We start from the raw sequence: 21949 nt of genomic DNA, 5'->3' as shown, positions 1-21949 counted from the left end.
CGGCTCCTTTGTTGCATATGGGGAAAAATTTGGGGAAAGGGTAGAGAAAAATGAAAAAATCCTATGAGATCGATATGGTCAACGGCCCAATCCTGGGCAAAATCCTGGTGTACTCCATTCCGCTCATGCTGTCAGGTATTCTCCAGCTTTTGTTTAACGCGGCGGACGTGATTGTCGTCGGCCGGTACGCCGGGAGCCAGTCTCTGGCGGCGGTGGGCTCCACCAGCGCCTTAATCAACCTTCTCGTGAATGTCTTCATCGGCCTTTCCGTGGGCGTCAACGTCATGGTAGCGCGGTACTACGGCGCCAGGCGGGAGACAGCCGTCAACGAGACGATCCACACGGCCGTGGCTTTAAGCCTCGTGAGCGGCCTGTTTTTAGTGGTAATCGGTCTGCTTCTTGCACGGCCCCTTCTGGAGCTTATGGGAACGCCGGACGACGTGCTGGGCAAAGCGGCTCTTTACATGCGGATTTATTTTGCAGGAATGCCGGTGACGATGCTCTATAACTTCGGCGCAGCCGTCCTGCGGGCCGTCGGCGATACGAGGCGGCCGCTTTACTTCCTGACCTTTGCAGGAATCGTCAACGTGGTTCTGAACCTGTTTTTCGTCATCGCCCTGAATATGGACGTGGCGGGCGTTGCCCTGGCGACGGTGATTTCCCAGTGTATTTCCGCCGGCCTTGTGGTGCGCTGCCTGATGAAAAGCGAGGGCTGCCTCAAATTACATATTAAGAAGCTGCGGATCCGGCGGCTCCTTCTCATTAAAATCATGCGGATCGGCCTTCCGGCCGGTCTCCAGGGCGCAGTGTTCTCCGTGTCCAACGTGCTGATCCAGTCGTCGGTTAACTCCTTCGGCTCCGTCGTCATGGCCGGGAACACGGCTTCCTCGAATATTGAGGGCTTTATCTACAACGCCATGAACGCGGTCTACCAGACGAACTTAAGCTTTACAAGCCAGAACTTCGGCGCGAAGAAATACGGCCGCATCAATAAAATCATGGTGACATGCATCGCCGTCGTGGCGGCTGTCGGGATCAGTCTCGGAATGGCGGCTTTTGCGGCGGGGGATTTCCTTCTTGGCATCTATTCGTCGGATGCAGAAGTGCTGAAGTACGGAATGATCCGTCTTTCGATCATCGGCACCACGTATTTCCTCTGCGGGATCATGGATACCATGGTGGGCAGCATCCGCGGCATCGGCTATTCGGTGATGCCGATGCTTGTCTCCTTAACGGGCGCCTGCGGCCTCAGGATCCTCTGGATCTTTACGATTTTCCAGTGGCACCGCACGCTGATGACGCTCTATATTTCTTATCCTGTCACATGGATCGTCACGGCCGCGGCCCACTTCATCTGCTTTATGATTGTGCGGAAGCGGCTTCCGAAAGAAGATTATTAAAGCGAAAATCCCCCTTGCCTTTGAACTGCTTCCCGTCAAGTAGACAATCAAAAAAATATAATTTTTTTCTGCCAGTAGGTATCACCTGCTGGCAGATTTTTACGCTGCCTGTAAATATTTTTCGTGTTTCTCCATTGGTGTTACTATACCAAGCTTCCTCTGCAAACGTCTGTTGTTATAGTAATTGATATATTTCTCTATCATGACCACCAGTGATTCTCTGTCCATAAATCGTTTACCATAATAACGCTCCCGTTTTAGAATTCCCCAGAATCCTTCCATTGGTCCATTATCGATACACTTTGCTACTCTGGACATGCTCTGCATCATCCCTGCTGCTTCAAGTTTTGCATGAAAGGCTCTATTGGTGTATTGAAAGCCTCTGTCACTGTGAAACATCGGATGTGCATCAGGATTATCTTTGACTGCATCATCAAAGGTATCAAACACTAATGCATTACTATTACTGTCTCCAATACGGTAGGATACGATTCTTCGGTCATACAGGTCAAGAATTGCACTTAAATATACCTTGTGCTTTTCATTTCCGATATAGTAATGAAATTCCGTTACATCGGTCAACCACTTTTCATTCGGAGCTTCTGCCGTAAATTCACGATTCAGGATATTTTCGGCTATGTACTGTGGATTTGCAGCCTGTCTTGTACAGCTATCGTTTGCATATTTAATGGTGGATTTGATACCAAGTTTCCGGCAGATGCGCAAAACACGTTTATCATTTACATCAATGTCATGGTAACGCTCCAACTCATCACGGATTCTGCGATAACCCTTATCAGGTGATTCTATGTGGATTTTTTCTATCAGTTCCGCAATTTTTCGGTTTTCCTGTTCATTCTCTGACATTTCATGGTTCAGCCATTTGTAATAAGCCGCCCTTGAAACACCGCCAATCTTACAAAGCGCCTGTATCGGATAATCGTGTTCTTCCTGTTCTTCTTTGACAGCCTGATAGATATGCTCGTGGCGGATCAGGCTCAGCCCCGCCTCCTTTCGATTTCCTCTAATTTTTTTAAGAATGATAACTCCATTTCTGCACGTTGCCGTTTGGCTTTTTCCAGTTTCAACTCCGCTTGAAGCTTTTCCACCTCTGTAAGAGAATCTTCCGATTTTCTTTTGCCGCGGTTATCCTGTAATGCAGGAACTCCGCCTGTTTCGTATTTGATAGTGTAATTTCGTGCCTGCTGATAGGACACCTTAAAGTTTTCTGATGTTTCAGCATAGTTATGGCCATGGGAAATGCAGTAGGATGCAATTTCCACTCTTTCTTCAAACGTTGTTTTTCTTCCTTTGGTCATAAGACTACATCCTCCTGTTCTGGAAGCCTTCAGTTCCTTATGACCATTATACAGCGCAATCCATTGCCTGAGTGTACGAGTACTGGAAATTTTATATTTTTTACAAATATCACGTAGTGAACCAAGACCAGAAAGATACTCTTGTACGGCAATCTCTTTCTCGGCAGAAGTTCTTTTGGTCCATCCTTTGTTGTAAAAGGTTTCTGAACCCATAGACTGATAATTACGAATCCATTCTTCTAAAGTAGTAGGATGAATTCCTTCGCCTGTTGATACAGATGTAATACTATGTTTAGCTTCCAAAATAAGCTTTACCATTCGTAATTTATCTTCAGCAGAATATTTACGCATAAGAAATGCTCCCTCCTTGATAAACAGTTTTATTATTTCAACTGTCTACCTAGAAGGGAGCATATCACTTTTTGGGCATGGGGGATTATAATATGCCGTATGCTTAACTAGCTAATTATTAACTGGCTAATGATAGAGGAAAGAGAGGAGGAAGACTATGAAACCAGGAACGCAGGAAGAACGCGGCGGCCTGTGCATCGACAGCAGGGAGCACCGGCTTGTGGAGACCTATATCCGCACCAACAAGCTGCATAAGCGCGTGCTGGAGCGCCATCTCAACAAAACCGGCGTTTACAGGAGCCAGCATCAGCTTTTGATGTATGTGTTCCGCCATCCGGAGGCGTCCCAGAAGGAGCTTGCCAGGCTTTACAACGTCTCGACGGCCGCCATAGCCGTTTCTTTAAAGAAGTTAGAAAAGGGCGGCTATATCAGGCGGCTTGTGGACGAGGACGACAACAGGTTCAATAAGATTTTGATTACGGAAAAAGGCCGCAGCGTGGTGGCGGAAAGCGTGGATTTTTTTAAGAAGGTGGAGGCCAGGATGTTTGCCGGTTTTTCGGCAGACGAGGAGGAGACGTTTTACACCTGTGTCTGCCGCATCCATGAAAACCTGAGCGCCATGCTGGAGGAAGAGGAAAGAGAGGGACAGAAACCATGAAACGGTACCGGAAATATATTGCGCCGTATCTCAGCTCGTTCATCATCGGCCCGCTCATGATGCTGACGGAGGTGGCCGGCGAGGTGTTCTTGCCGAAGCTCATGTCGATGATTATCAACAACGGCGTCGCAAACCGTGATATGGGCTATATTGCAAGAACCGGCGGCCTGATGCTTTTAGCCGTCGTCTTCATGGCCGCAGGCGGGATTCTGGGCGCTTATTTTTCATCGAAGGCAGCCATCTGCTTTACGAGCGATCTGCGGAGCGACGTGTTTAAGAAGGTGCAGCAGTTTTCTTTTGCGAACATTGACGAATTCAGCACCGGTTCCCTGGTGACACGGCTTACCAACGACATCCAGCAGGTGCAGAACGTGCTGATGATGGCGCTGCGGATGGCCCTGCGGTCGCCGGGCATGTTCATCGGGGCGTTAATTATGGCATTTACGATGAATGCCAGACTGGCACTCGTGATTCTGATTGTGATCCCTGTGCTTATTTTGAGCATCGGGCTGATTTTAAAGACGGCTTATCCGCGGTTTGAAATGCTTCAGAAAAAGCTGGACCGCTTAAACTCCGGGATCCAGGAGGCGCTCACCAACGTCCGCGTCGTCAAATCCTTTGTCCGTGAAGACTTTGAGATCCAAAAGTTTTCTGCTCTCAACGAAGACTTAAAGGACAGCAGCTTAAGGGCCATGAGAATCGTTATCATGACGATGCCGGTCATGATGCTCATGATGAATATCACGACGCTAGCCGTCGTCTGGTACGGCGGGAACCTGATTATTGCCGGAAGCATGCCGGTGGGCGATTTGACGGCATTTACGACTTACATTGTCCAGATTCTGATGTCGCTTATGATGCTCTCCATGATTTTTCTCCAGAGCTCCCGTGCCAGGGCGTCCTTGCGGCGTATCAACGAGGTCATGGATACGCCCATCGACTTAAACGATGATGAGGCGGCATATAAGGAGAAAAAGGTGGAGTCCGGCCGCGTGGAATTTAAGGATGTGAGTTTCGGCTACGGGAAAGGGGACGGCAGAAACGACCTGGTGCTCGAGCATATTTCCTTTTCGGCGGAGTCCGGCCAGACCATCGGCATCATCGGCTCCACGGGAAGCGGGAAGACGTCGCTTGTCCAGTTAATTCCCAGGCTCTATGACGCCGCAGGCGGTGAAGTGCTTGTGGACGGCGTCAATGTGCGGGATTATTCCTTAAAAAATCTCCGGGAGGGCGTCGGCATGGTGCTCCAGAAGAACGTGCTGTTTTCCGGCACCATCGAGGAGAACCTGCGCTGGGGAAACGAGGATGCACCCATGGAGGAAATCGTGGAGGCGGCAAAGAGCGCCCAGGCAGACGGCTTTGTCCGTTCCTTCCAGTTCGAGTACGGCACGGAGATGGGCCAGGGCGGCGTTAATGTCTCCGGCGGCCAGAAGCAGCGGCTCTGTATCGCCAGGGCGCTTCTTAAGAAGCCGAAAATCCTGATTCTCGACGATTCCACCAGCGCCGTGGATACGGCGACGGAAGCTAGGATCCGGGAGAGCTTCCAAAACGAGCTAAAGGACACGACAAAGATCATCATCGCCCAGAGGATCAGCTCCGTGAAAGACGCCGACCTGATTTTAGTCCTCGAGGACGGGCAGATCATCGGAAAGGGCACCCACGCAGAGCTTCTTGAAAGCTGCGAGGCATACAATGAAATTTACACGACCCAGATGGGAAGCTCGAAAATGGGCAGTGTGACGGGACAGGAGGTGACGGCATGACAGAGAGCGAGAGAGCGAAAAGCTTAAGGCGCCGCTACGGGAACCGGATGGCGGAGGCGCCGAGAAGGCGCGGGCCAGGCGGCCCGGGAAGAGGCCCGGGCGGGCCGAGAGGCGGCGGACAGCCGAAAAACATGAGGCCCACCATCGGCCGTCTGATGAAATATCTGGAGCAGGATCGGTTAAAGCTTGCGCTGGCCTTTGTCTGCGTCATCGTCAATACGGTGGCTTCCCTGGCCGGATCGTACCTTTTGAGACCGATTATCAATACCTATATTGCGCCGGCAGACGGCAGCCGCGGGAGCGTGTCCGGCCTTTTCGGCGGCCTTATGGTGATGGCCTGTGTTTACATCGTCGGTGTGGCAGCCAACTATTTCCAGGCGCGGATCATGCTGACCGTGGCCCAGGATGCGCTGCTTCGGATCCGCACCGACTTGTTTGCGAAGATGCAGGCGCTTCCCGTGCGGTTTTATGACACCAACGCAAACGGCGATCTGATGAGCCGGTTCACCAACGACGTGGACACCATCGGGAACATGCTGAGCAGCACGCTGGTGCAGCTTTTTGCAGGGGCTTTAAGCATCATCGGCACTCTGGGGCTCATGATTTATACGAATCTTTACCTGACGGTGATTACTTTGGTGCTGATCCCGTTAATGCTGAAGGCCGGCGGCGCCGTCGCAAGCCGCAGCCAGAAGTTTTTCAACGCCCAGCAGTCGGCTCTCGGCGCTTTAAACGGCTATATCGAGGAGACGATCACCGGGCAGAAGGTGGTGAAGGTGTTCTGCCATGAAGAGATCGCGGAGGAGGAATTTGACATCCTCAATAAGGATCTCAGGAACAAACAGATCAAGGCCCAGTTTTTGGGCGGCATGATGGGGCCGGTCATGAACAATCTGAGCCAGGTCAATTACTCCCTGACTGCCTGCATCGGCGGCCTGCTCTGTGTGCTCAGGGGCTTTGACGTCGGCGGGCTGACCGTATTTTTAAACTTTTCCAGGCAGTTTTCCAGGCCCATCAACGAGATTTCCATGCAGGTCTCCAACGTCTTTTCGGCGCTCGCAGGCGCGGAACGTGTCTTTGCTGTCATGGACGAGGAGCCGGAGCCGGCCGACGATGAAGATGCCGTGGCCTTTAAGGACATGCGCGGCAACGTGGTTCTCGACCATGTGACCTTCGGCTATACGCCGGATAAGGTGATTTTAAAGGACATCAGCCTCTATGCAAAGCCGGGGCAGAAGATCGCCTTTGTCGGCTCCACCGGCGCAGGAAAGACGACGATTACCAACTTAATCAACAGGTTTTACGACATCCAGTCGGGCTCCATCACCATCGACGGCGTGGACATCCGCCATATCAAGCGGGAGGAGCTGCGGAAAAACATCGCCATGGTGCTCCAGGATACCCACCTTTTTACGGGGACGGTCATGGAGAACATCCGCTACGGGCGCCTTGACGCCACCGACGAGGAGGTCATCCAGGCGGCAAAGACGGCGTCGGCCCATTCCTTTATCATGCGGCTGCCCCACGGCTATGATACGATGTTAGAGAGCGACGGCGCCAATTTGAGCCAGGGGCAGAGGCAGCTTCTTAATATTGCCAGGGCGGCCGTCTCCAAAGCGCCGATTTTAATTCTGGACGAGGCCACCAGCTCCGTCGATACGAGGACGGAAAAGCACATCGAGGAGGGCATGGACCGGCTGATGGCAGACAGGACGACGTTCGTGATTGCCCACCGGCTTTCCACCGTAAGAAACGCCAACGCCATCATGGTTCTGGAGAACGGCGAGATCATCGAGCGCGGCGACCACGACGATCTGCTGGCCCAGAAGGGGCGGTACTATGAGCTCTACACGGGAATTTCCGAGCTGGATTAGATAAGTTTCTTTTCTTTTTTGAAGACGCGGCCCTGGTTTATTTTTCAAAGCCGGGCCGCGTCAAATTTGTATTTTTTTAAGTACACGGACGAAAACATAAAGATTCTGTTAAAAAGTTATCCATTTACTAATTGTGCTGAAGTGACAAGTATGCTATACTATGTTTCGGCAGTACTATTGAATATTTACAGAAAGAAGGTTTGTTTCATGGGTCTGAGGACATTTATTGGCGGCGTTCATCCCTATGAGGGGAAAGAGCTGTCCGAAGATAAGCCGATTCAGGTCATCCAGCCCAAAGGCGAGCTGGTATTCCCGCTGTCTCAGCACATCGGCGCCCCGGCCAAGCCCCTTGTCGCAAAAGGCGATCAGGTGCTGGTGGGACAGAAGATTGCTGAAGCCGGCGGTTTTATTTCGGCAAACGTCATCTGTTCCGTCTCGGGAACGGTAAAGGCCATCGAACCGAGGCTTGTGGCAAACGGCAGCATGGTTTCCTCCATTATCGTGGAAAACGACGGGGAATATAAGGCCGTGGAGGGCTTCGGCGTGCCGCGGGATTATACGGAGCTTTCCAAGCAGGAGATCCGCGACATTGTGAAGGAGGCCGGGATTGTAGGCCTCGGCGGCGCCGGTTTCCCGACGAACGTAAAGCTGACGCCAAAGGATGAAAACGCCATCGACTATGTAATCGTCAATGCGGCAGAGTGTGAGCCGTATCTGACCTCCGATTACCGCGTGATGATGGAACAGCCGGAGAAGCTCGTCGGCGGTCTGAAGGTGATTTTAAAGCTTTTCGACAAGGCGAAGGGCGTCATCGGTATCGAGGAGAACAAGCCGCAGGCCATCGAAAAACTGACGGCGCTTGTAAAGGACGAGCCGCGGATTGAGGTTTGCCCGTTAAAGACGAAGTATCCGCAGGGAGGCGAGCGTTTCTTAATCTATGCCGTGACCGGCGGCAGAGAGATCAACTCCACCATGCTCCCGGCCGACGCCGGCTGTATCGTGGACAACGTGGATACGGTTGTCTCGATTTATAATGCAGTCTGTGAGAATATTCCGTTAATCCGCAGGATTATCACTGTGACCGGTGATGCTGTTGCGAATCCGCAGAATTTCGAGGTACGCCTCGGAACGAATTACAGAGAACTTTTAGAAGCTGCCGGCGGCTTTAAGACCGAGCCGGAAAAGATGATCTCCGGCGGCCCGATGATGGGGCAGGCGCTGTTCTCTCTGGATATCCCGGTGATGAAGACCTCCTCGGCCCTGACCTGCTTTACGAAGGATGAGGTTTCCGCAAACGCCGAGACGGCCTGCATCCGCTGCGGACGCTGCGTCGAGGTATGTCCCGGCCACGTTGTGCCGGTGCTTATGATGGCGGCGGCAGAGCGGAGCGATCTGGCTTTGTTTGAGAAACTGAACGGTATGGAATGCTGCGAATGCGGAAGCTGTACCTATATCTGTCCGGCCCACCGTCCACTGACCCAGGCATTCAAGGAAATGCGGAAGGCTGTGATGGCGGCCAGAAGAAAGAAAGCGTAGGAGGCGGAAAAAATGAGTAATTTATTTCATGTATCATCCTCACCTCATGTACGCAGCAAGGTTGCCACGAAGAACCTGATGTACGATGTGGCGATTGCCATGCTTCCGGCGACAGCCTGGGGTGTGATACAGTTTGGGGTTTATTCCCTGTTTGTTGTTGTTGCAACGGTTCTGGCATGCGTCCTCAGCGAGTATGTCTTTGAATCCCTCATGGGAAAACCGATTACGATCAGTGACGGCAGTGCCGTCGTGACGGGCATGATCCTGGGCCTTAACATGCCGCCGACCATCCCGATCTGGATCCCGGTTTTAGGCGGCGTCTTTGCGATCATCATCGTAAAGCAGCTTTACGGCGGCCTCGGACAGAACTGGATGAACCCGGCGCTTGCGGCCAGGTGTTTCCTTTTGATTTCCTTTGCAGGCCCGATGACACGGTTCTATGACCCGTCCATCGACGCTGTTGCAAGTGCGACGCCTCTTGCTGCGATGAAGGCAGGCGGCGAGTATGACCTGATGGCCATGTTCCTTGGAAAGATTCCGGGAACCATCGGCGAGGTTTCCACGGTGGCTCTTTTGATCGGTGCGGCTTACCTTTTATATAAGAAGGTTATAAGCATCAAGATCCCGGCAGCCTACATACTGACCTTTGCCGTGTTCGCGTTTATTTTCGGCCGGCAGGATCTTTCCTATGTGGCGGCTGAGGTCTGCGGCGGCGGCCTTATTTTCGGCGCCTTCTTCATGGCGACGGACTATGTCACAAGCCCGATTACTCCTGGCGGCCAGCTTGTTTTCGGCGTGATTTTGGGACTCCTTACGGGGCTTTTCCGTATTTTCGGCGGCAGCGCAGAGGGCGTTTCCTATGCGATCATCATCTGCAACATGCTTGTGCCGTTAATTGAAAAGGCCACGCTTCCAACAGCATTCGGAAAAGGGGGTAAGAAAAATGGCAGCAAGTAAATCCAGTTTTATGAAAGACGCCCTGATCCTGTTTGCCATCACGCTGGTTTCCGGCCTCTGCCTCGGCTTCGTCTATGAACTGACGAAGGATCCCATTGCGCAGGCCACCATCGAGGCCAACAACAGGACGTACCGGGAGGTTCTCCCTGCCGCTTCCGAATTCACGGCGGTGGAGGGCTCCGAGGAACAGATCGCTGTCATGGAGGCTTCCGGCGAGCTTTCCGGCCTGAATCTCGGCGGCATCGCCGTTGAGTCGGCGTTAGAGGGAAAGGACGCTTCCGGAAACACGGTCGGCTATGTGTTAAACTCGTTATCCAACGACAGCTACGGCGGCGCCGTGAAGATTTCCGTTGGCTTTGACGCAGACGGCACGATCACAGGCGTCGGCATCCGCGAGATCAGCGATACGCCAGGCCTCGGCCTTAAGGCGAAGGAAGATGATTTCAAGGGCCAGTATATCGGAAAGAATGCCGATAAGCTGACGGTGACAAAGAACGGTGCGTCGGCGGATACGGAAATCGACGCCATCAGCGGCGCGACGATCACGTCCAACGCGGTGACAAATGCGGTGAATGCAGCTCTCTATTACCTGCATACCTATATTAACTGAGGAGGTGGGATATCATGAACAAATGTACAGAACGCTTGTATAACGGTATTATCAAAGAGAATCCGACCTTCATCCTGATGCTCGGAATGTGTCCGACTCTTGCGACGACGACATCTGCCATCAACGGCCTTGGCATGGGACTTTCCACCACAGCCGTCCTGATGTTTTCCAACCTGCTGATCTCGGCTCTTCGGAATATCATCCCTGACCGGGTGAGGATCCCGGCCTTTATCGTCGTTGTAGCCAGCCTGGTTACAATCGTACAGCTTTTGATCCAGGGCTATGTCTCGTCCCTTTACGATGCTCTGGGAATCTATATCCCGTTAATCGTTGTAAACTGCATCATCCTCGGCCGTGCCGAGGCGTATGCGTCGAAAAACGGCCCGGTGGAGTCTTTCTTTGACGGACTCGGCATGGGACTCGGATTTACCTGTTCCTTAACGATCATCGGTATTTTCCGTGAGATCCTCGGCGCAGGCGCATTCTTCGGCCATACGATCATCCCGGAGAGCTTCCATATCTCCATCATGATCCTGGCTCCCGGCGCACTTTTAACGCTGGCCATGCTGGCGGCGATCCAGAACAAGTTAAAGCTTCCGTCTGCCACCAACGGCGACGCTCCGAGATCGGAGTTGGCCTGCGGCGGGAACTGCCTGACCTGTTCCGGCTCCGCATGTGCGGCGAACCATGCTGTCCTGGCAGAGAAGAAGGCTGAGGCAGCGGCGAAAGCGGCTGCGGAAAAGAAGGCGGCGGCTGAGAAGGCGCTGGCAGCAAAAAAGGCTGCCGAGGCGGCAAAGGCTGCTGAAAACAAAGCAGAATAAGGAGGAGACGGGAGAATGAAAGAATTATTACTGATTGCCATCGGCTCTGCCCTGGTAAACAACGTCGTTTTAAGCCAGTTCCTTGGCCTCTGCCCGTTCCTCGGCGTGTCCAAGAAAACAGAGACGGCGGCCGGCATGGGTATTGCGGTTATTTTCGTTATCACCATCGCAAGCGCCTGCACAAGCCTCGTCTACCAGTTCTTCCTGGATCCGAAGACGAGCCTCATCGGCGTGGATCTGACGTACCTTCAGACCATTGTCTTTATCCTGGTAATTGCGGCCCTCGTACAGTTCGTGGAGATGTTCTTGAAGAAGAACATGGTTTCCCTGTATCAGTCCCTGGGCGTTTATCTTCCGCTTATTACCACCAACTGCGCCGTTCTCGGTGTTGCCCTGACGAATGTGCAGAAGGAATACAACTTTATCGAGAGCGTCGTCAACGGCATCGGTATTTCCGTAGGCTTTACCATCGCCATCGTCCTGTTGGCCGGCATCCGTGAAAAGATCGAGTACAACGATGTGCCACGTTCCTTCCAGGGATCCCCGATTGTCTTAATTACGGCCGGCCTGATGTCGATTGCCTTCTTCGGATTTTCCGGCCTGATTTAAAGGAGGAGACGAAGGATGAATATGACAGGTGTAATCATCGCGGCGGTTCTCGTCGGTGCGGTCGGCATCATCATCGGCGTGCTTTTGGGAATTGCCAGCGAGAAGTTTAAGGTTGAAGTAGATGAAAAGGAAATCCTCGTCCGCGAGGAGCTTCCCGGAAATAACTGCGGCGGCTGCGGCTTTGCAGGCTGTGATGCGCTGGCTAAGGCCATCGCAGAGGGGAAAGCCCCGGTAAACGCATGTCCGGTTGGCGGCGCGCCGGTGGCCGACAAGATTGCGGCCATCATGGGCGTAGAGGCCGGAAGCGCAGAGAAAATGGTGGCGTTCGTGAAGTGCAAGGGCACCTGCGACAAGGCCAATGTGCAGTACAGCTATTACGGCATCGAGGACTGCAATAAGATTACGGTCGTTCCCGGCGCCGGCGACAAGGCCTGCGCTTACGGCTGCCTCGGCTCCGGAAGCTGCGTGAAGGCCTGCCAGTTTGACGCCATTCACGTGGTGGACGGCGTGGCTGTCGTGGATAAGGAAAAGTGCGTGGCCTGCGGAAAGTGTACGGAGGCCTGCCCGAGACATTTGATCGAGCTTGTGCCGTACAAGGCAGAGCACCTTGTCCAGTGCAGCTCCCACGACAAGGGCGCCGACGTGAAGAAAAAATGCGACGCCGGCTGTATCGGCTGTACGCTCTGCACCAAGCAGTGCGAGTTCGATGCGATCCATATGGACAATAACGTCGCCGTGATCGACTATTCCAAGTGCACCAACTGCGGCAAGTGCGCGGCAAAGTGCCCGGCGAAGGTGATTTTGTAGGAGAATTGAAGATTGGTGAAAACGCTGCGGGCAGCCAGGAAGATGGGGCTGTCTGCGGCGCTTTTTGCTTACGGAGACAGGGATGGGGAGCAAAACATGAAGAACTATAAAAGGCTGTTTCTTGTGGATGGAGACAGTTTCATCTATAAGGCATTGAATGGAATGCAGCGGCTTGGAGAGGGCGATCAAGTCCTGATTTTTGTTACGACGGAAGGATTGAGACGGCGATTAAGAGTAAAAGGTTATGTCCGTTCTCATGTCGGAGTAATCCTGGTTGAGCCGGGGAAGGAAGCTGTGGACAACAGAATCAAGGGATTTTTGGGGAATACGGTAAACAGAGAAGATCATGGGCAGATTTTTATTATCAGTCATGATCATGGGTATTATCAGCTGGTTCATCGTTATAGGAGAAAGTATGGAATATTGCCGGAAGATCTGGATTTGAAAAAGTCCATCCAGGCTGCGCTGACGGGAAAAGCAAAGCCTGCATGACGAAATTCCTGTCAGGAGACAGCATTTTGTCATAGCTGTTTTCTTGGTGAAATTGGTGCGAAAATTTTGGAAAAAATCCCTTGCACGTCTGCGATTCTTGTGATATAGTAGAAAAGCTGATAATATGCACGTCTGTGGATTCTGAGAATGGTGCTCTGCCTGGCAGGGTCTTTGAGGGAGCTTAATGCAGACGGAAGAAAAACCAAATGGAGGAAAAGAAAATGAGCGTTATTTCTATGAAGCAGCTTCTGGAAGCCGGCGTACACTTCGGCCACCAGACAAGAAGATGGAACCCGAAAATGGCTCCGTACATCTATACGGAGAGAAATGGTATCTATATCATCGACCTTCAGAAGTCCGTAGGCAAGGTTGACGAGGCTTACAAGGCCGTTTCCGATATCGCAAAGGACGGCGGCACCATCCTGTTCGTAGGTACCAAGAAGCAGGCACAGGATGCCATCAAGACGGAAGCAGAGCGCTGCGGAATGTACTATGTAAATGAGAGATGGCTCGGCGGCATGCTGACCAACTTCAAGACCATCCAGTCCAGAATCGCAAGACTGAAAGCCATCGAGAAAATGGCTGAGGATGGAACTTTCGACGTTCTTCCGAAGAAGGAAGTCATCGCTCTTAAGAAAGAGTGGGAGAAGTTAGAGAAGAACCTTGGCGGAATCAAGGAAATGAAGAAGATTCCGGATGCCATTTTTGTTGTGGATCCGAAGAAGGAGAGAATCTGCGTACAGGAAGCTCACACTCTGGGAGTTACCCTGATCGGTATTGCTGATACCAACTGCGATCCGGAAGAGCTGGATTACGTGATCCCGGGCAACGATGATGCAATCAGAGCCGTAAAACTGATCGTTTCCAAGATGGCAGACGCTGTTGTGGAGGCAAATCAGGGCGAGGCTGAGGCCGTAGAAGAGGTTTCTGAGGAAGAAGCAGCTGAGGCTTAATTTCAGACGGAGCTGGCAGCCGCCTGCTCTTTGCAGGCGGCATGACTTTTATATATCGGAGGAATAGAACATGGCAGCAGTAACAGCAGCAATGGTGAAAGAATTAAGAGAAATGACAGGCGCCGGAATGATGGACTGCAAGAAGGCTCTTGCGGCTACGGACGGCGATATGGACAAGGCAGTTGATTTCCTGCGTGAAAAGGGACTTGCCGGTGCAGCAAAGAAGGCTGGCCGTATTGCAGCAGAGGGAATCGTGGATACGGTTGTTTCCGCTGACGAGAAGAAGGCAGTTGCCGTTGAGGTAAACGCTGAGACTGACTTCGTTGCAAAGAACGAGAAGTTCCGCAGCTATGTTGCAGATGTTGCAGCTCAGGCGCTCAACACGACGGCAGCAGACATCGACGCTTTCATGAACGAGAAGTGGGAGAAGGATCCGTCCATGACCGTGGCTGAGGCTCTTTCCACCCAGATTTCCATCATCGGTGAGAACATGCACATCAGAAGATTCGCTCAGCTTGAGGAGCCGAACGGATTTGTTGCTTCCTATATTCATGCAGGCGGAAAGATCGGCGTTCTCGTTGACGTGGAGACAGACGTTGTCAACGACGAGATCAAGGAGATGGCAAAGAACGTCGCTATGCAGGCAGCAGCTTTAAAGCCGCTCTACACAAACGAGAGCGAAGTAGATGCTGAATACATCGAGAGAGAGAAAGAGATCCTTACGGCGGCTGCCAAGAACGAGAAGCCGGATGCTAATGATAAGATTATCAGCGGCATGGTAATGGGCCGTATTAAGAAAGAGTTAAAGGAAATCTGCCTGATGGATCAGGTTTATGTAAAGGCAGAGGACGGAAAGCAGTCTGTTGCTCAGTACGTTGCTGAGGTTGCCAAGAAGAACGGCGCTAAGATTGCAATCAAGAAGTTCATCCGTTTCGAGACCGGCGAGGGTATCGAGAAGAAGGAAGAGAACTTTGCTGAGGAAGTTGCTAAGCAGATGGCTGGCAAATAAACCAGAACATGTGTTTTCGGAGGCTCCGGTGATATGCTCCCTTCTAGGTAGACAGTTGAAATAATAAAACTGTTTATCAAGGAGGGAGCATTTCTTATGCGTAAATATTCTGCTGAAGATAAATTACGAATGGTAAAGCTTATTTTGGAAGCTAAACATAGTATTACATCTGTATCAACAGGAGAAGGAATTCATCCTACTACTTTAGAAGAATGGATTCGTAATTATCAGTCTATGGGTTCAGAAACCTTTTACAACAAAGGATGGACCAAAAGAACTTCCGCCGAGAAAGAGATTGCTGTACAAGAGTATCTTTCTGGTCTTGGTTCACTACGTGATATTTGTAAAAAACATAAAATTTCCAGTACTCGTACACTCAGGAAATGGATTGCGCTGTATAATGGTCATAAGGAGCTAAAGGCTTCCAGAACAGGAGGATGTAGTCTTATGACCAAAGGAAGAAAAACAACGTTTGAAGAAAGAGTGGAAATTGCATCCTACTGCATTTCCCATGGCCATAACTATGCTGAAACATCAGAAAACTTTAAGGTGTCCTATCAGCAGGCACGAAATTACACTATCAAATACGAAACAGGCGGAGTTCCTGCATTACAGGATAACCGCGGCAAAAGAAAATCGGAAGATTCTCTTACAGAGGTGGAAAAGCTTCAAGCGGAGTTGAAACTGGAAAAAGCCAAACGGCAACGTGAAGAAATGGAGTTATCATTCTTAAAAAAATTAGAGGAAATCGAAAGGAGGCGGGGCTGAGCCTGATCCGCCACGAGCATATCTATCAGGCTGTCAAAGAAGAACAGGAAGAACACGATTATCCGATACAGGAGCTTTGTAAGATTGGCGGTGTTTCAAGGGCGGCTTATTACAAATGGCTGAACCATGAAATGTCAGAGAATGAACAGGAAAACCGAAAAATTGCGGAACTGATAGAAAAAATCCACATAGAATCACCTGATAAGGGTTATCGCAGAATCCGTGATGAGTTGGAGCGTTACCATGACATTGATGTAAATGATAAACGTGTTTTGCGCATCTGCCGGAAACTTGGTATCAAATCCACTATCAAATATGCAAACGATAGCTGTACAAGACAGGCTGCAAATCCACAGTACATAGCCGAAAATATCCTGAATCGTGAATTCACGGCAGAAGCTCCGAATGAAAAGTGGTTGACCGATGTAACGGAATTTCATTACTATATCGGAATTGAAAAGCACAAGGTATATTTAAGTGCAATTCTTGACCTGTATGACCGAAGAATCGTATCCTACCGTATTGGCGACAGTAATAGTAATGCATTAGTGTTTGATACCTTTGATGATGCAGTCAAAGATAATCCTGAAGCACATCCAATGTTTCACAGTGACAGAGGCTTTCAATACACCAATAGAGCCTTTCATGCAAAACTTGAAGCAGCAGGGATGATGCAGAGCATGTCCAGAGTAGCAAAGTGTATCGATAATGGACCAATGGAAGGATTCTGGGGAATTCTAAAACGGGAGCGTTATTATGGTAAACGATTTATGGACAGAGAATCACTGGTGGTCATGATAGAGAAATATATCAATTACTATAACAACAGACGTTTGCAGAGGAAGCTTGGTATAGTAACACCAATGGAGAAACACGAAAAATATTTACAGGCAGCGTAAAAATCTGCCAGCAGGTGATACCTACTGGCAGAAAAAAATTATATTTTTTTGATTGTCTACTTGACGGGAAGCAGTTCACGGGCGTTTGCCCGGGGCCTTTTTTATATTTGCGGCAGCAGGCAAGCCATGCCGATATGAGTGGGGAAGTGCCGTGTTAAAAGGGCGAAGGCCGCGGCACCTGCGGTGCCTGACAAAATGGCGTTGACAAACCGTTTGGGGAGAGGTAGGATGGTTTATGTAGAATTTTTCTGTCAATGGGAGGACGAAGATGGATATTAAGAGAATCTGGGCTGTGTATTTCAGCCCGACAGGAGGAACGAAGAAGGCGGTGACGGCCATTGCCGGAGGGCTTTCGGAGGAACTGAGACTGGAGCTTCAGGAGATTGATTTTACACTGCCGGAAAGCCGGGAAAAGATATATGCCTTCGGGAAGGAGGATCTGGCGGTTATCGGTACGCCGGTCTATGCAGGGCGTGTGCCCAACAAGCTTCTTCCGGATGTGGAGCGCTGCTTTACGGCTGCCGGAGCTTATGCGATTCCTGTCAGCGTGTATGGAAACAGAAGCTTTGATGACGGACTCATGGAGCTGAAACTGGTTCTGGAGAGTCATGGCTTTCGGACGGCTGCGGCTGCGGCAATTGTGAGCCAGCATGCATTTTCCAGGACATTGGCTGTTGGAAGGCCGGATGCCGAAGATTTGGAGGAGATCCGCGGCTTTGCAAAGCGTGTTGCCGATAAAATCAAGGCAGGGGAGCTTCCGGAGCATGTGTCCGTCAAGGGGAATGAGCCGGTTGGCCCGTATTATACGCCGCTTGCAGAAGACGGAACGCCGGCCAAGTTTTTGAAGGCGAAGCCGCTTACGGACGCGGACAAGTGCGACCGGTGCGGAATCTGCGCGCAGGTATGTCCCATGGGCAGTATTGACAGGGAGAACGTGACGCAGGTGACGGGTATCTGCATCAAGTGCCAGGCCTGTGTGAAGAAGTGCCCGAGGCAGGCAAAGTATTTTGTGGACGAGCAGTTTTTGTCCCATGTGCGGATGCTGGAGAAAAACTATACGGCAAGGGCATGCAATTCTTTTTTTGAAAATTGATTCCGGAAGCAGCCGGAGAGTATTTTTGGAAAGCCGGGGCGGCGTATTGCCCTGGCTTTTTCTTTTTATGTTTAATGTCGAAAAATGTCTTTTTTGGTTCGGCGGGCAGTGAGCCAGGCGCGCAGGGATGTTTTTGGGGCGGCCTGGGAGAGGCCAAATTTGCCGGAAATCTGACGGAAGATGGAAATTTACAAAGGAGGAAGCAGTGTGATGACACAAAGGAAAAGGGAAGTGAGTGATGGCGGAAGGCGGAAGCTTCGGACGGCCGCATATATCCGGGTTTCTGAGGATGGAAGCGGGCAGGAGGAGTCTTATGAGCTCCAGGAGCGTTATTTCAGGAAGGTTCTTTTGGAGGATCCCGGGATTGAGCCGGCAGGAATTTATGCGGACTATGGGAGATCTGGCGTGCAGGGGAAAAAGAGGCCGGGATTCCAGCGGCTCCTCAGGCATTGCAGGGCCGGGTACATTGACCGGATTATCTGCAAATCTATTTCGCGGTTTGCCAGGAATACGGCGGATTTTCTCGAGGCGCTTCAGGTCATAAGGGAGAGCGGCGCCTCGATTTTTTTTGAGAAGGAGAATCTGGATACCGGTGCCATGGCCGGGGAGTTTGTGCTTACGGCGCTGGGAGCCATTGCACAGGAGGAGAGCCAGTCGGTTTCAGCCAATGTGCGGTGGGGCTTTCAGAAGCGGTACCCGAAGGGGGAGGCGAAGAATCTTGCGATTTATGGCTATCGATATTCCGGGGAGACGGAGGTGACCGCGGACGGCTACCGGCTTCGGAGCCTTGAAGTGGTGGAGAAGGAAGCTGCCGTTGTGAGGCGGATTTTTGAGGAAGCAGCGGCCGGGCATTCGTTCCGCCGGATTGCAGCGCAGTTAAATCTGGAGGGGGTTCCGGCCCCGGAGCATGTCTGGACGGAAAAGCACAGGCGGCAGCGCGAGGGGCGGCAGGCGCCGAAGGGGGCTCTGCGCGACGGGCTGTACGAGGGCTGGACGGGGCGTTATGTGGGGCAGATGATCCGGCTGGAGCGGTATGCCGGCGATGTGCTTCTCCAGAAGTCGTATTCGACTGGCTTCCTTCCGCGGGAATCCAGGAAGAACCGCGGCGAGGAGCCTCAGTTTTTCGTCAGCGGCCATCATCCGGCCATTGTGAGCCGGGAGTTGTTTTTAAAGGCAAAGGAGGCGGCAGACAGGAATTCGGAGCTGTTTTCCAATAAGAGCGGTGTGAGGAACTGCTATCCATTTTCCGGCAGGCTTGTCTGCGGCTTTTGCGGCCGTTTTTTTCATTCGAGAAACAGGAAGCACAGGCCCATCTGGTTCTGCCCGACGGCGGAGCTTCATAATGGAAGGAATGTGTGCCGGGCTGGCTGGGTGTATGAAGAAGAGATGGAAGCGGCACTCAGGCGGGCGGCCATGACGCGGTTCGGTGCATGGCTGGAGGACGGCTTCATCCGCCGCATGACGGAATGGCTGGAGACGGCCATGAGGACAGCATTTTCCGGCAGGGAGGCCATGTTTCTGGAACGGCAGATTTCCATGGCCGAAGGCGGCGACAGGGAGAGGCTTTTGAAGCAGAGGGAGAGGCTGGAACAGTACAGCGAGGAATTTGAGGCAGATCTTTTGTGCCGGGAGTCTGCGCTTTCATGGCTCCGGACGCTTCCGCGAAAGAGAGGCGGATTGCAGGCGTTTTTTGGCGGGCTCTGCGGGGAGTTTTTGAAGGCATTTGTTTTTTCTATTGAGATTTTGCCGGCAGGACGGTGCCGTGTGCTCTGGTGTGACGGCACGGTTACGGAGACAGAAATTGGAGAAGGTGAGGAGAGAAGCAATGGGTGAGACGGAAAGAAGGCGGGAGCAGCCGCAGGTGGCAGTGATCCCGGCCACGAGACGGGCTGTCAGGGCCGGCGGTCAGATCACAGGGGCGGGGCGGCTGCGTGTGGCGGCTTACTGCCGTGTTTCTACGGGGGATGAGAGCCAGCAGACTTCGTATGTGAAGCAGAAGATTTATTATACGGAACTGATCCGGAAGAAGGCGGAATGGGAGATGGCCGGGATTTATGCGGATGAGGCGATCACGGGTACTTCCAGAGCCAGGCGGCAGCAGTTTAATCAGATGATGGAGGATGCTGCCAATGGGCGCATGGACTATATTGTGACGAAATCTATTTCCAGATTTGCGAGAAATACGCTGGATACACTGGAGTGTGTAAGAAAGCTCCGGTCACAGGATCCGCCGGTTGGAATTTATTTTGAGAAGGAAAACATTGATACGCTGGACGCGAAGGGAGAGCTGGTGCTTACGATTTTGTCGGCGTTAGCCCAGGAGGAGAGCCGGTCGATTTCGGACAACATCCGCTGGGCGTTCCAGAAGAATTTCCGGGCCGGGCGGCCGGTGATCAACCTGAACCGGATGATCGGCTATGACCCGGGGCCGGATGGGGAGTGGGTGATCAATGAAGAACAGGCGCGGGTGGTGCGGATGATTTTTTCTGAGTATCTTTGCGGCTGCACGGCAAACGGCATTGCGGGGATGCTAAATGAAAAGGGGATCACGACGGTCTGCGGGAAGAAATGGCGGGCGGATTCTGTCCTGGACGTCCTGCGGAATGAGAAGTATGTGGGGGATTGTGAGATGCAGAAAACGGTCACGACGGATTTTCTGACCCACCATTCGCAGCCGAACCGCGGGGAGGCGCCCAGGTATTATGTGCGGGACCACCATGCGGCCATTATCGACAGGATGACATGGGAAAAGACGAAGGCCATGTTAAAGGCGCGGGAGCGGCATGCGAAGGGAAACCGGAAAATGGAGAAGAAGAAGCCTGCCACAAGGCTTTCTCATTTTCGGAATCTTGTCTGCGGGGAATGCGGCGCGCCGCTTGTCAGGAAGAGCGTCACGGCGGTCGCGGCCGGCTATGCGGATGAACGCTGCCTTTCCTGGCAGGGGCTCTCGGCGGAAGGCGCCCGGGAATCGTATTCCTATGCCTGTACGGTATGGCACTGCCGGGAACAATGTGGTAGTCATAAAAGGCAGGGGCGGCTTTCCGACGGAGAAAGGGAGAAGGTAGAGACAAGGGGACGCTGTGGTTCGGCGGCGGTGTACCAGACGGCATTGGAGCAGAGTTTTATGGAGATGCTGTATGAGTTAAAGCGGGATTATGAGAAACGCGGCGAGGAGAGCTGGATTGTGAAGGAGTTTAAGCGGGCTTATGATGCGGAATGCCGGAAAGAGGGGCAGAGAGGCTGGGCCTGCGACCGCAGAGAGATTTTGGAAAGGGAGATTGCGGAGCGGGAAGCGGAGTATGGACGTGTGCACAGTGATTGGGAGAAGTGCGGCGGAGACGGCGCGGAATGGGAGTGCGCAGGGGAGACGGCAGAGGAACGGATGGAGCGCATCGGAAGGGAGATTGGTGAGCTGAGGGAAGAGTGTGATTTGTTGGAAGCCGGCGGCAGCGCAGCGGCCGGGCTTAAGAAGAATTTTGAGCTTTTCCTGGCGAGCGTCCTTTCGCTTCCGGAGGTGAACGCGGCCGGGGAACGGATTCTTGTGAACCGGGCAGACTTTGGAGGCGCAGACTGGAGAGTGCGGAAGAGAGAGGAGGATGAGCGGAAGAAGTCGGAAGATTTGGAAGGTGGCCACCAGGTCGAGGAAGATGTGGCGGCGCCGGATTTTTTGGAGTTTTCGCGGGTGCTTTATTTGAGTTTTGTGGTGAAGGGGAGTGTTTTTGGTGATGTGGCTGTGTATGAGACGAATTTTGGGGTGAAATTACGATGTTTTGGGAACAGCAGGCGGATTGAGGAGTTTTTGGGGTATCGGAAGAAGAGTGAGGATGGGAAGGTTGAAAGGTTGGAGTTTGTTTGGCAGGTGGAGGGGAGGAAGGTGAAGTATGTGAGGAAGAAGAGGTAGGAGTGGGAGATAGGGAGAGAGTGGTGGGAAGAAAATAGGAGTATGTAGAAGGTGTGAGAGTCCCTCTCATGGCTGTTGGCGGAAATTTGGCTGACGGGCGTGGGAGGGATTTTTTGTTGTGTGGGGGGA

Annotated in this window: 20 protein-coding genes; 18 read left to right on the top strand and 2 right to left on the bottom strand. The window is 52.2% G+C overall.

Features of this window, described 5'->3' with window-relative positions; genetic code table 11:
• The first annotated feature begins 50 nt into the window (after positions 1-50).
• Positions 51-1400, top strand: coding sequence for an MATE family efflux transporter (locus tag KE531_00100; GenBank protein MBR9952044.1), 1350 nt, complete (start codon positions 51-53; stop codon positions 1398-1400).
• A gap of 99 nt (positions 1401-1499) precedes the next feature.
• On the opposite strand, the gene KE531_00095 is transcribed toward KE531_00100, so the two are convergent.
• Together KE531_00095 and KE531_00090 are read right to left on the bottom strand one after the other, a co-directional pair.
• Positions 1500-2429: an IS3 family transposase gene (locus KE531_00095; GenBank protein ID MBR9952043.1), complete on the bottom strand. Its 930-nt coding sequence runs from the start codon at positions 2427-2429 to the stop codon at positions 1500-1502.
• Positions 2399-3070, bottom strand: coding sequence for a transposase (locus KE531_00090; GenBank protein MBR9952042.1), 672 nt, complete (start codon positions 3068-3070; stop codon positions 2399-2401). The genes KE531_00095 and KE531_00090 overlap by 31 nt, the downstream gene beginning before the upstream one ends.
• A gap of 157 nt (positions 3071-3227) precedes the next feature.
• Between KE531_00090 and KE531_00085 the strand changes: the two genes are divergently transcribed.
• The 17 genes from KE531_00085 to KE531_00005 all read left to right on the top strand — a co-directional run bounded on the left by KE531_00085 (position 3228) and on the right by KE531_00005 (position 21820).
• Positions 3228-3728 (top strand): MarR family transcriptional regulator, encoded by a 501-nt coding sequence (locus tag KE531_00085; GenBank protein MBR9952041.1) that lies wholly within the window; start codon positions 3228-3230, stop codon positions 3726-3728.
• Entirely contained in the window at positions 3725-5491 is a 1767-nt protein-coding gene (locus tag KE531_00080) for an ABC transporter ATP-binding protein (GenBank protein MBR9952040.1), read from the top strand. The genes KE531_00085 and KE531_00080 overlap by 4 nt, the downstream gene beginning before the upstream one ends.
• Positions 5488-7365 (top strand): ABC transporter ATP-binding protein, encoded by a 1878-nt coding sequence (locus KE531_00075; protein MBR9952039.1) that lies wholly within the window; start codon positions 5488-5490, stop codon positions 7363-7365. Before KE531_00080 ends, KE531_00075 begins: the two co-directional genes overlap by 4 nt.
• A gap of 207 nt (positions 7366-7572) precedes the next feature.
• Entirely contained in the window at positions 7573-8901 is a 1329-nt protein-coding gene (rsxC, locus tag KE531_00070) for an electron transport complex subunit RsxC (protein MBR9952038.1), read from the top strand.
• Between the two features lie 12 nt (positions 8902-8913).
• Positions 8914-9858 carry an RnfABCDGE type electron transport complex subunit D gene (locus KE531_00065; GenBank protein MBR9952037.1) on the top strand — a complete coding sequence of 315 codons (945 nt, stop codon included), beginning with the start codon at positions 8914-8916 and terminating at the stop codon, positions 9856-9858.
• The gene (locus KE531_00060) at positions 9845-10468 is read left to right on the top strand and encodes an RnfABCDGE type electron transport complex subunit G (protein MBR9952036.1); all 624 of its coding nucleotides are present in this window, start codon (positions 9845-9847) and stop codon (positions 10466-10468) included. Before KE531_00065 ends, KE531_00060 begins: the two co-directional genes overlap by 14 nt.
• 14 nt (positions 10469-10482) lie before the next feature.
• Positions 10483-11289 (top strand): electron transport complex subunit E, encoded by an 807-nt coding sequence (locus KE531_00055; GenBank protein MBR9952035.1) that lies wholly within the window; start codon positions 10483-10485, stop codon positions 11287-11289.
• A gap of 15 nt (positions 11290-11304) precedes the next feature.
• Positions 11305-11898 carry an electron transport complex subunit RsxA gene (gene rsxA, locus KE531_00050; protein ID MBR9952034.1) on the top strand — a complete coding sequence of 198 codons (594 nt, stop codon included), beginning with the start codon at positions 11305-11307 and terminating at the stop codon, positions 11896-11898.
• A 15-nt stretch (positions 11899-11913) separates the two neighbouring features.
• On the top strand, positions 11914-12705 hold the full coding sequence (locus tag KE531_00045) for an RnfABCDGE type electron transport complex subunit B (GenBank protein MBR9952033.1): 792 nt from the start codon (positions 11914-11916) through the stop codon (positions 12703-12705).
• 12 nt (positions 12706-12717) lie between these two features.
• Positions 12718-13197, top strand: a complete 480-nt coding sequence (locus tag KE531_00040; GenBank protein ID MBR9952032.1) for a hypothetical protein — start codon at positions 12718-12720, stop codon at positions 13195-13197.
• A gap of 221 nt (positions 13198-13418) precedes the next feature.
• Positions 13419-14150 (top strand): 30S ribosomal protein S2, encoded by a 732-nt coding sequence (gene rpsB, locus KE531_00035; GenBank protein ID MBR9952031.1) that lies wholly within the window; start codon positions 13419-13421, stop codon positions 14148-14150.
• A 70-nt stretch (positions 14151-14220) separates the two neighbouring features.
• Entirely contained in the window at positions 14221-15159 is a 939-nt protein-coding gene (locus KE531_00030) for an elongation factor Ts (GenBank protein MBR9952030.1), read from the top strand.
• 96 nt (positions 15160-15255) lie between these two features.
• Positions 15256-15927: a transposase gene (locus KE531_00025; protein ID MBR9952029.1), complete on the top strand. Its 672-nt coding sequence runs from the start codon at positions 15256-15258 to the stop codon at positions 15925-15927.
• Positions 15897-16826, top strand: coding sequence for an IS3 family transposase (locus KE531_00020; protein ID MBR9952028.1), 930 nt, complete (start codon positions 15897-15899; stop codon positions 16824-16826). Before KE531_00025 ends, KE531_00020 begins: the two co-directional genes overlap by 31 nt.
• 268 nt (positions 16827-17094) lie before the next feature.
• Positions 17095-17919 (top strand): EFR1 family ferrodoxin, encoded by an 825-nt coding sequence (locus tag KE531_00015; protein MBR9952027.1) that lies wholly within the window; start codon positions 17095-17097, stop codon positions 17917-17919.
• A 210-nt stretch (positions 17920-18129) separates the two neighbouring features.
• On the top strand, positions 18130-19752 hold the full coding sequence (locus KE531_00010; protein ID MBR9952026.1) for a recombinase family protein: 1623 nt from the start codon (positions 18130-18132) through the stop codon (positions 19750-19752).
• Positions 19745-21820: a recombinase family protein gene (locus tag KE531_00005; protein ID MBR9952025.1), complete on the top strand. Its 2076-nt coding sequence runs from the start codon at positions 19745-19747 to the stop codon at positions 21818-21820. Before KE531_00010 ends, KE531_00005 begins: the two co-directional genes overlap by 8 nt.
• The last annotated feature ends 129 nt before the right edge of the window (positions 21821-21949 follow it).

It is taken from the genome of Eubacteriaceae bacterium Marseille-Q4139, assembly GCA_018223415.1.
Classification (GTDB): Bacteria; Bacillota; Clostridia; order Lachnospirales; family Lachnospiraceae; genus CABSIM01.
Note: the sequence above shows the minus strand (reverse complement) of the source record. Positions and strands in the feature narration are given on the sequence as shown.

Excerpts from the sequence above, each read along its gene's own strand:
- KE531_00100 (MBR9952044.1), top strand. The coding sequence starts at position 51 with ATGAAAAAATCCTATGAGATCGATATGGTCAACGGCCCAATCCTGGGC.
- KE531_00090 (MBR9952042.1), bottom strand. The coding sequence starts at position 3,070 with ATGCGTAAATATTCTGCTGAAGATAAATTACGAATGGTAAAGCTTATT.
- KE531_00085 (MBR9952041.1), top strand. The coding sequence starts at position 3,228 with ATGAAACCAGGAACGCAGGAAGAACGCGGCGGCCTGTGCATCGACAGC.
- KE531_00080 (MBR9952040.1), top strand. The coding sequence starts at position 3,725 with ATGAAACGGTACCGGAAATATATTGCGCCGTATCTCAGCTCGTTCATC.
- KE531_00075 (MBR9952039.1), top strand. The coding sequence starts at position 5,488 with ATGACAGAGAGCGAGAGAGCGAAAAGCTTAAGGCGCCGCTACGGGAAC.
- rsxC (MBR9952038.1), top strand. The coding sequence starts at position 7,573 with ATGGGTCTGAGGACATTTATTGGCGGCGTTCATCCCTATGAGGGGAAA.
- KE531_00065 (MBR9952037.1), top strand. The coding sequence starts at position 8,914 with ATGAGTAATTTATTTCATGTATCATCCTCACCTCATGTACGCAGCAAG.
- KE531_00060 (MBR9952036.1), top strand. The coding sequence starts at position 9,845 with ATGGCAGCAAGTAAATCCAGTTTTATGAAAGACGCCCTGATCCTGTTT.
- KE531_00055 (MBR9952035.1), top strand. The coding sequence starts at position 10,483 with ATGAACAAATGTACAGAACGCTTGTATAACGGTATTATCAAAGAGAAT.
- rsxA (MBR9952034.1), top strand. The coding sequence starts at position 11,305 with ATGAAAGAATTATTACTGATTGCCATCGGCTCTGCCCTGGTAAACAAC.
- KE531_00045 (MBR9952033.1), top strand. The coding sequence starts at position 11,914 with ATGAATATGACAGGTGTAATCATCGCGGCGGTTCTCGTCGGTGCGGTC.
- rpsB (MBR9952031.1), top strand. The coding sequence starts at position 13,419 with ATGAGCGTTATTTCTATGAAGCAGCTTCTGGAAGCCGGCGTACACTTC.
- KE531_00030 (MBR9952030.1), top strand. The coding sequence starts at position 14,221 with ATGGCAGCAGTAACAGCAGCAATGGTGAAAGAATTAAGAGAAATGACA.
- KE531_00025 (MBR9952029.1), top strand. The coding sequence starts at position 15,256 with ATGCGTAAATATTCTGCTGAAGATAAATTACGAATGGTAAAGCTTATT.
- KE531_00015 (MBR9952027.1), top strand. The coding sequence starts at position 17,095 with ATGGATATTAAGAGAATCTGGGCTGTGTATTTCAGCCCGACAGGAGGA.
- KE531_00010 (MBR9952026.1), top strand. The coding sequence starts at position 18,130 with ATGACACAAAGGAAAAGGGAAGTGAGTGATGGCGGAAGGCGGAAGCTT.
- KE531_00005 (MBR9952025.1), top strand. The coding sequence starts at position 19,745 with ATGGGTGAGACGGAAAGAAGGCGGGAGCAGCCGCAGGTGGCAGTGATC.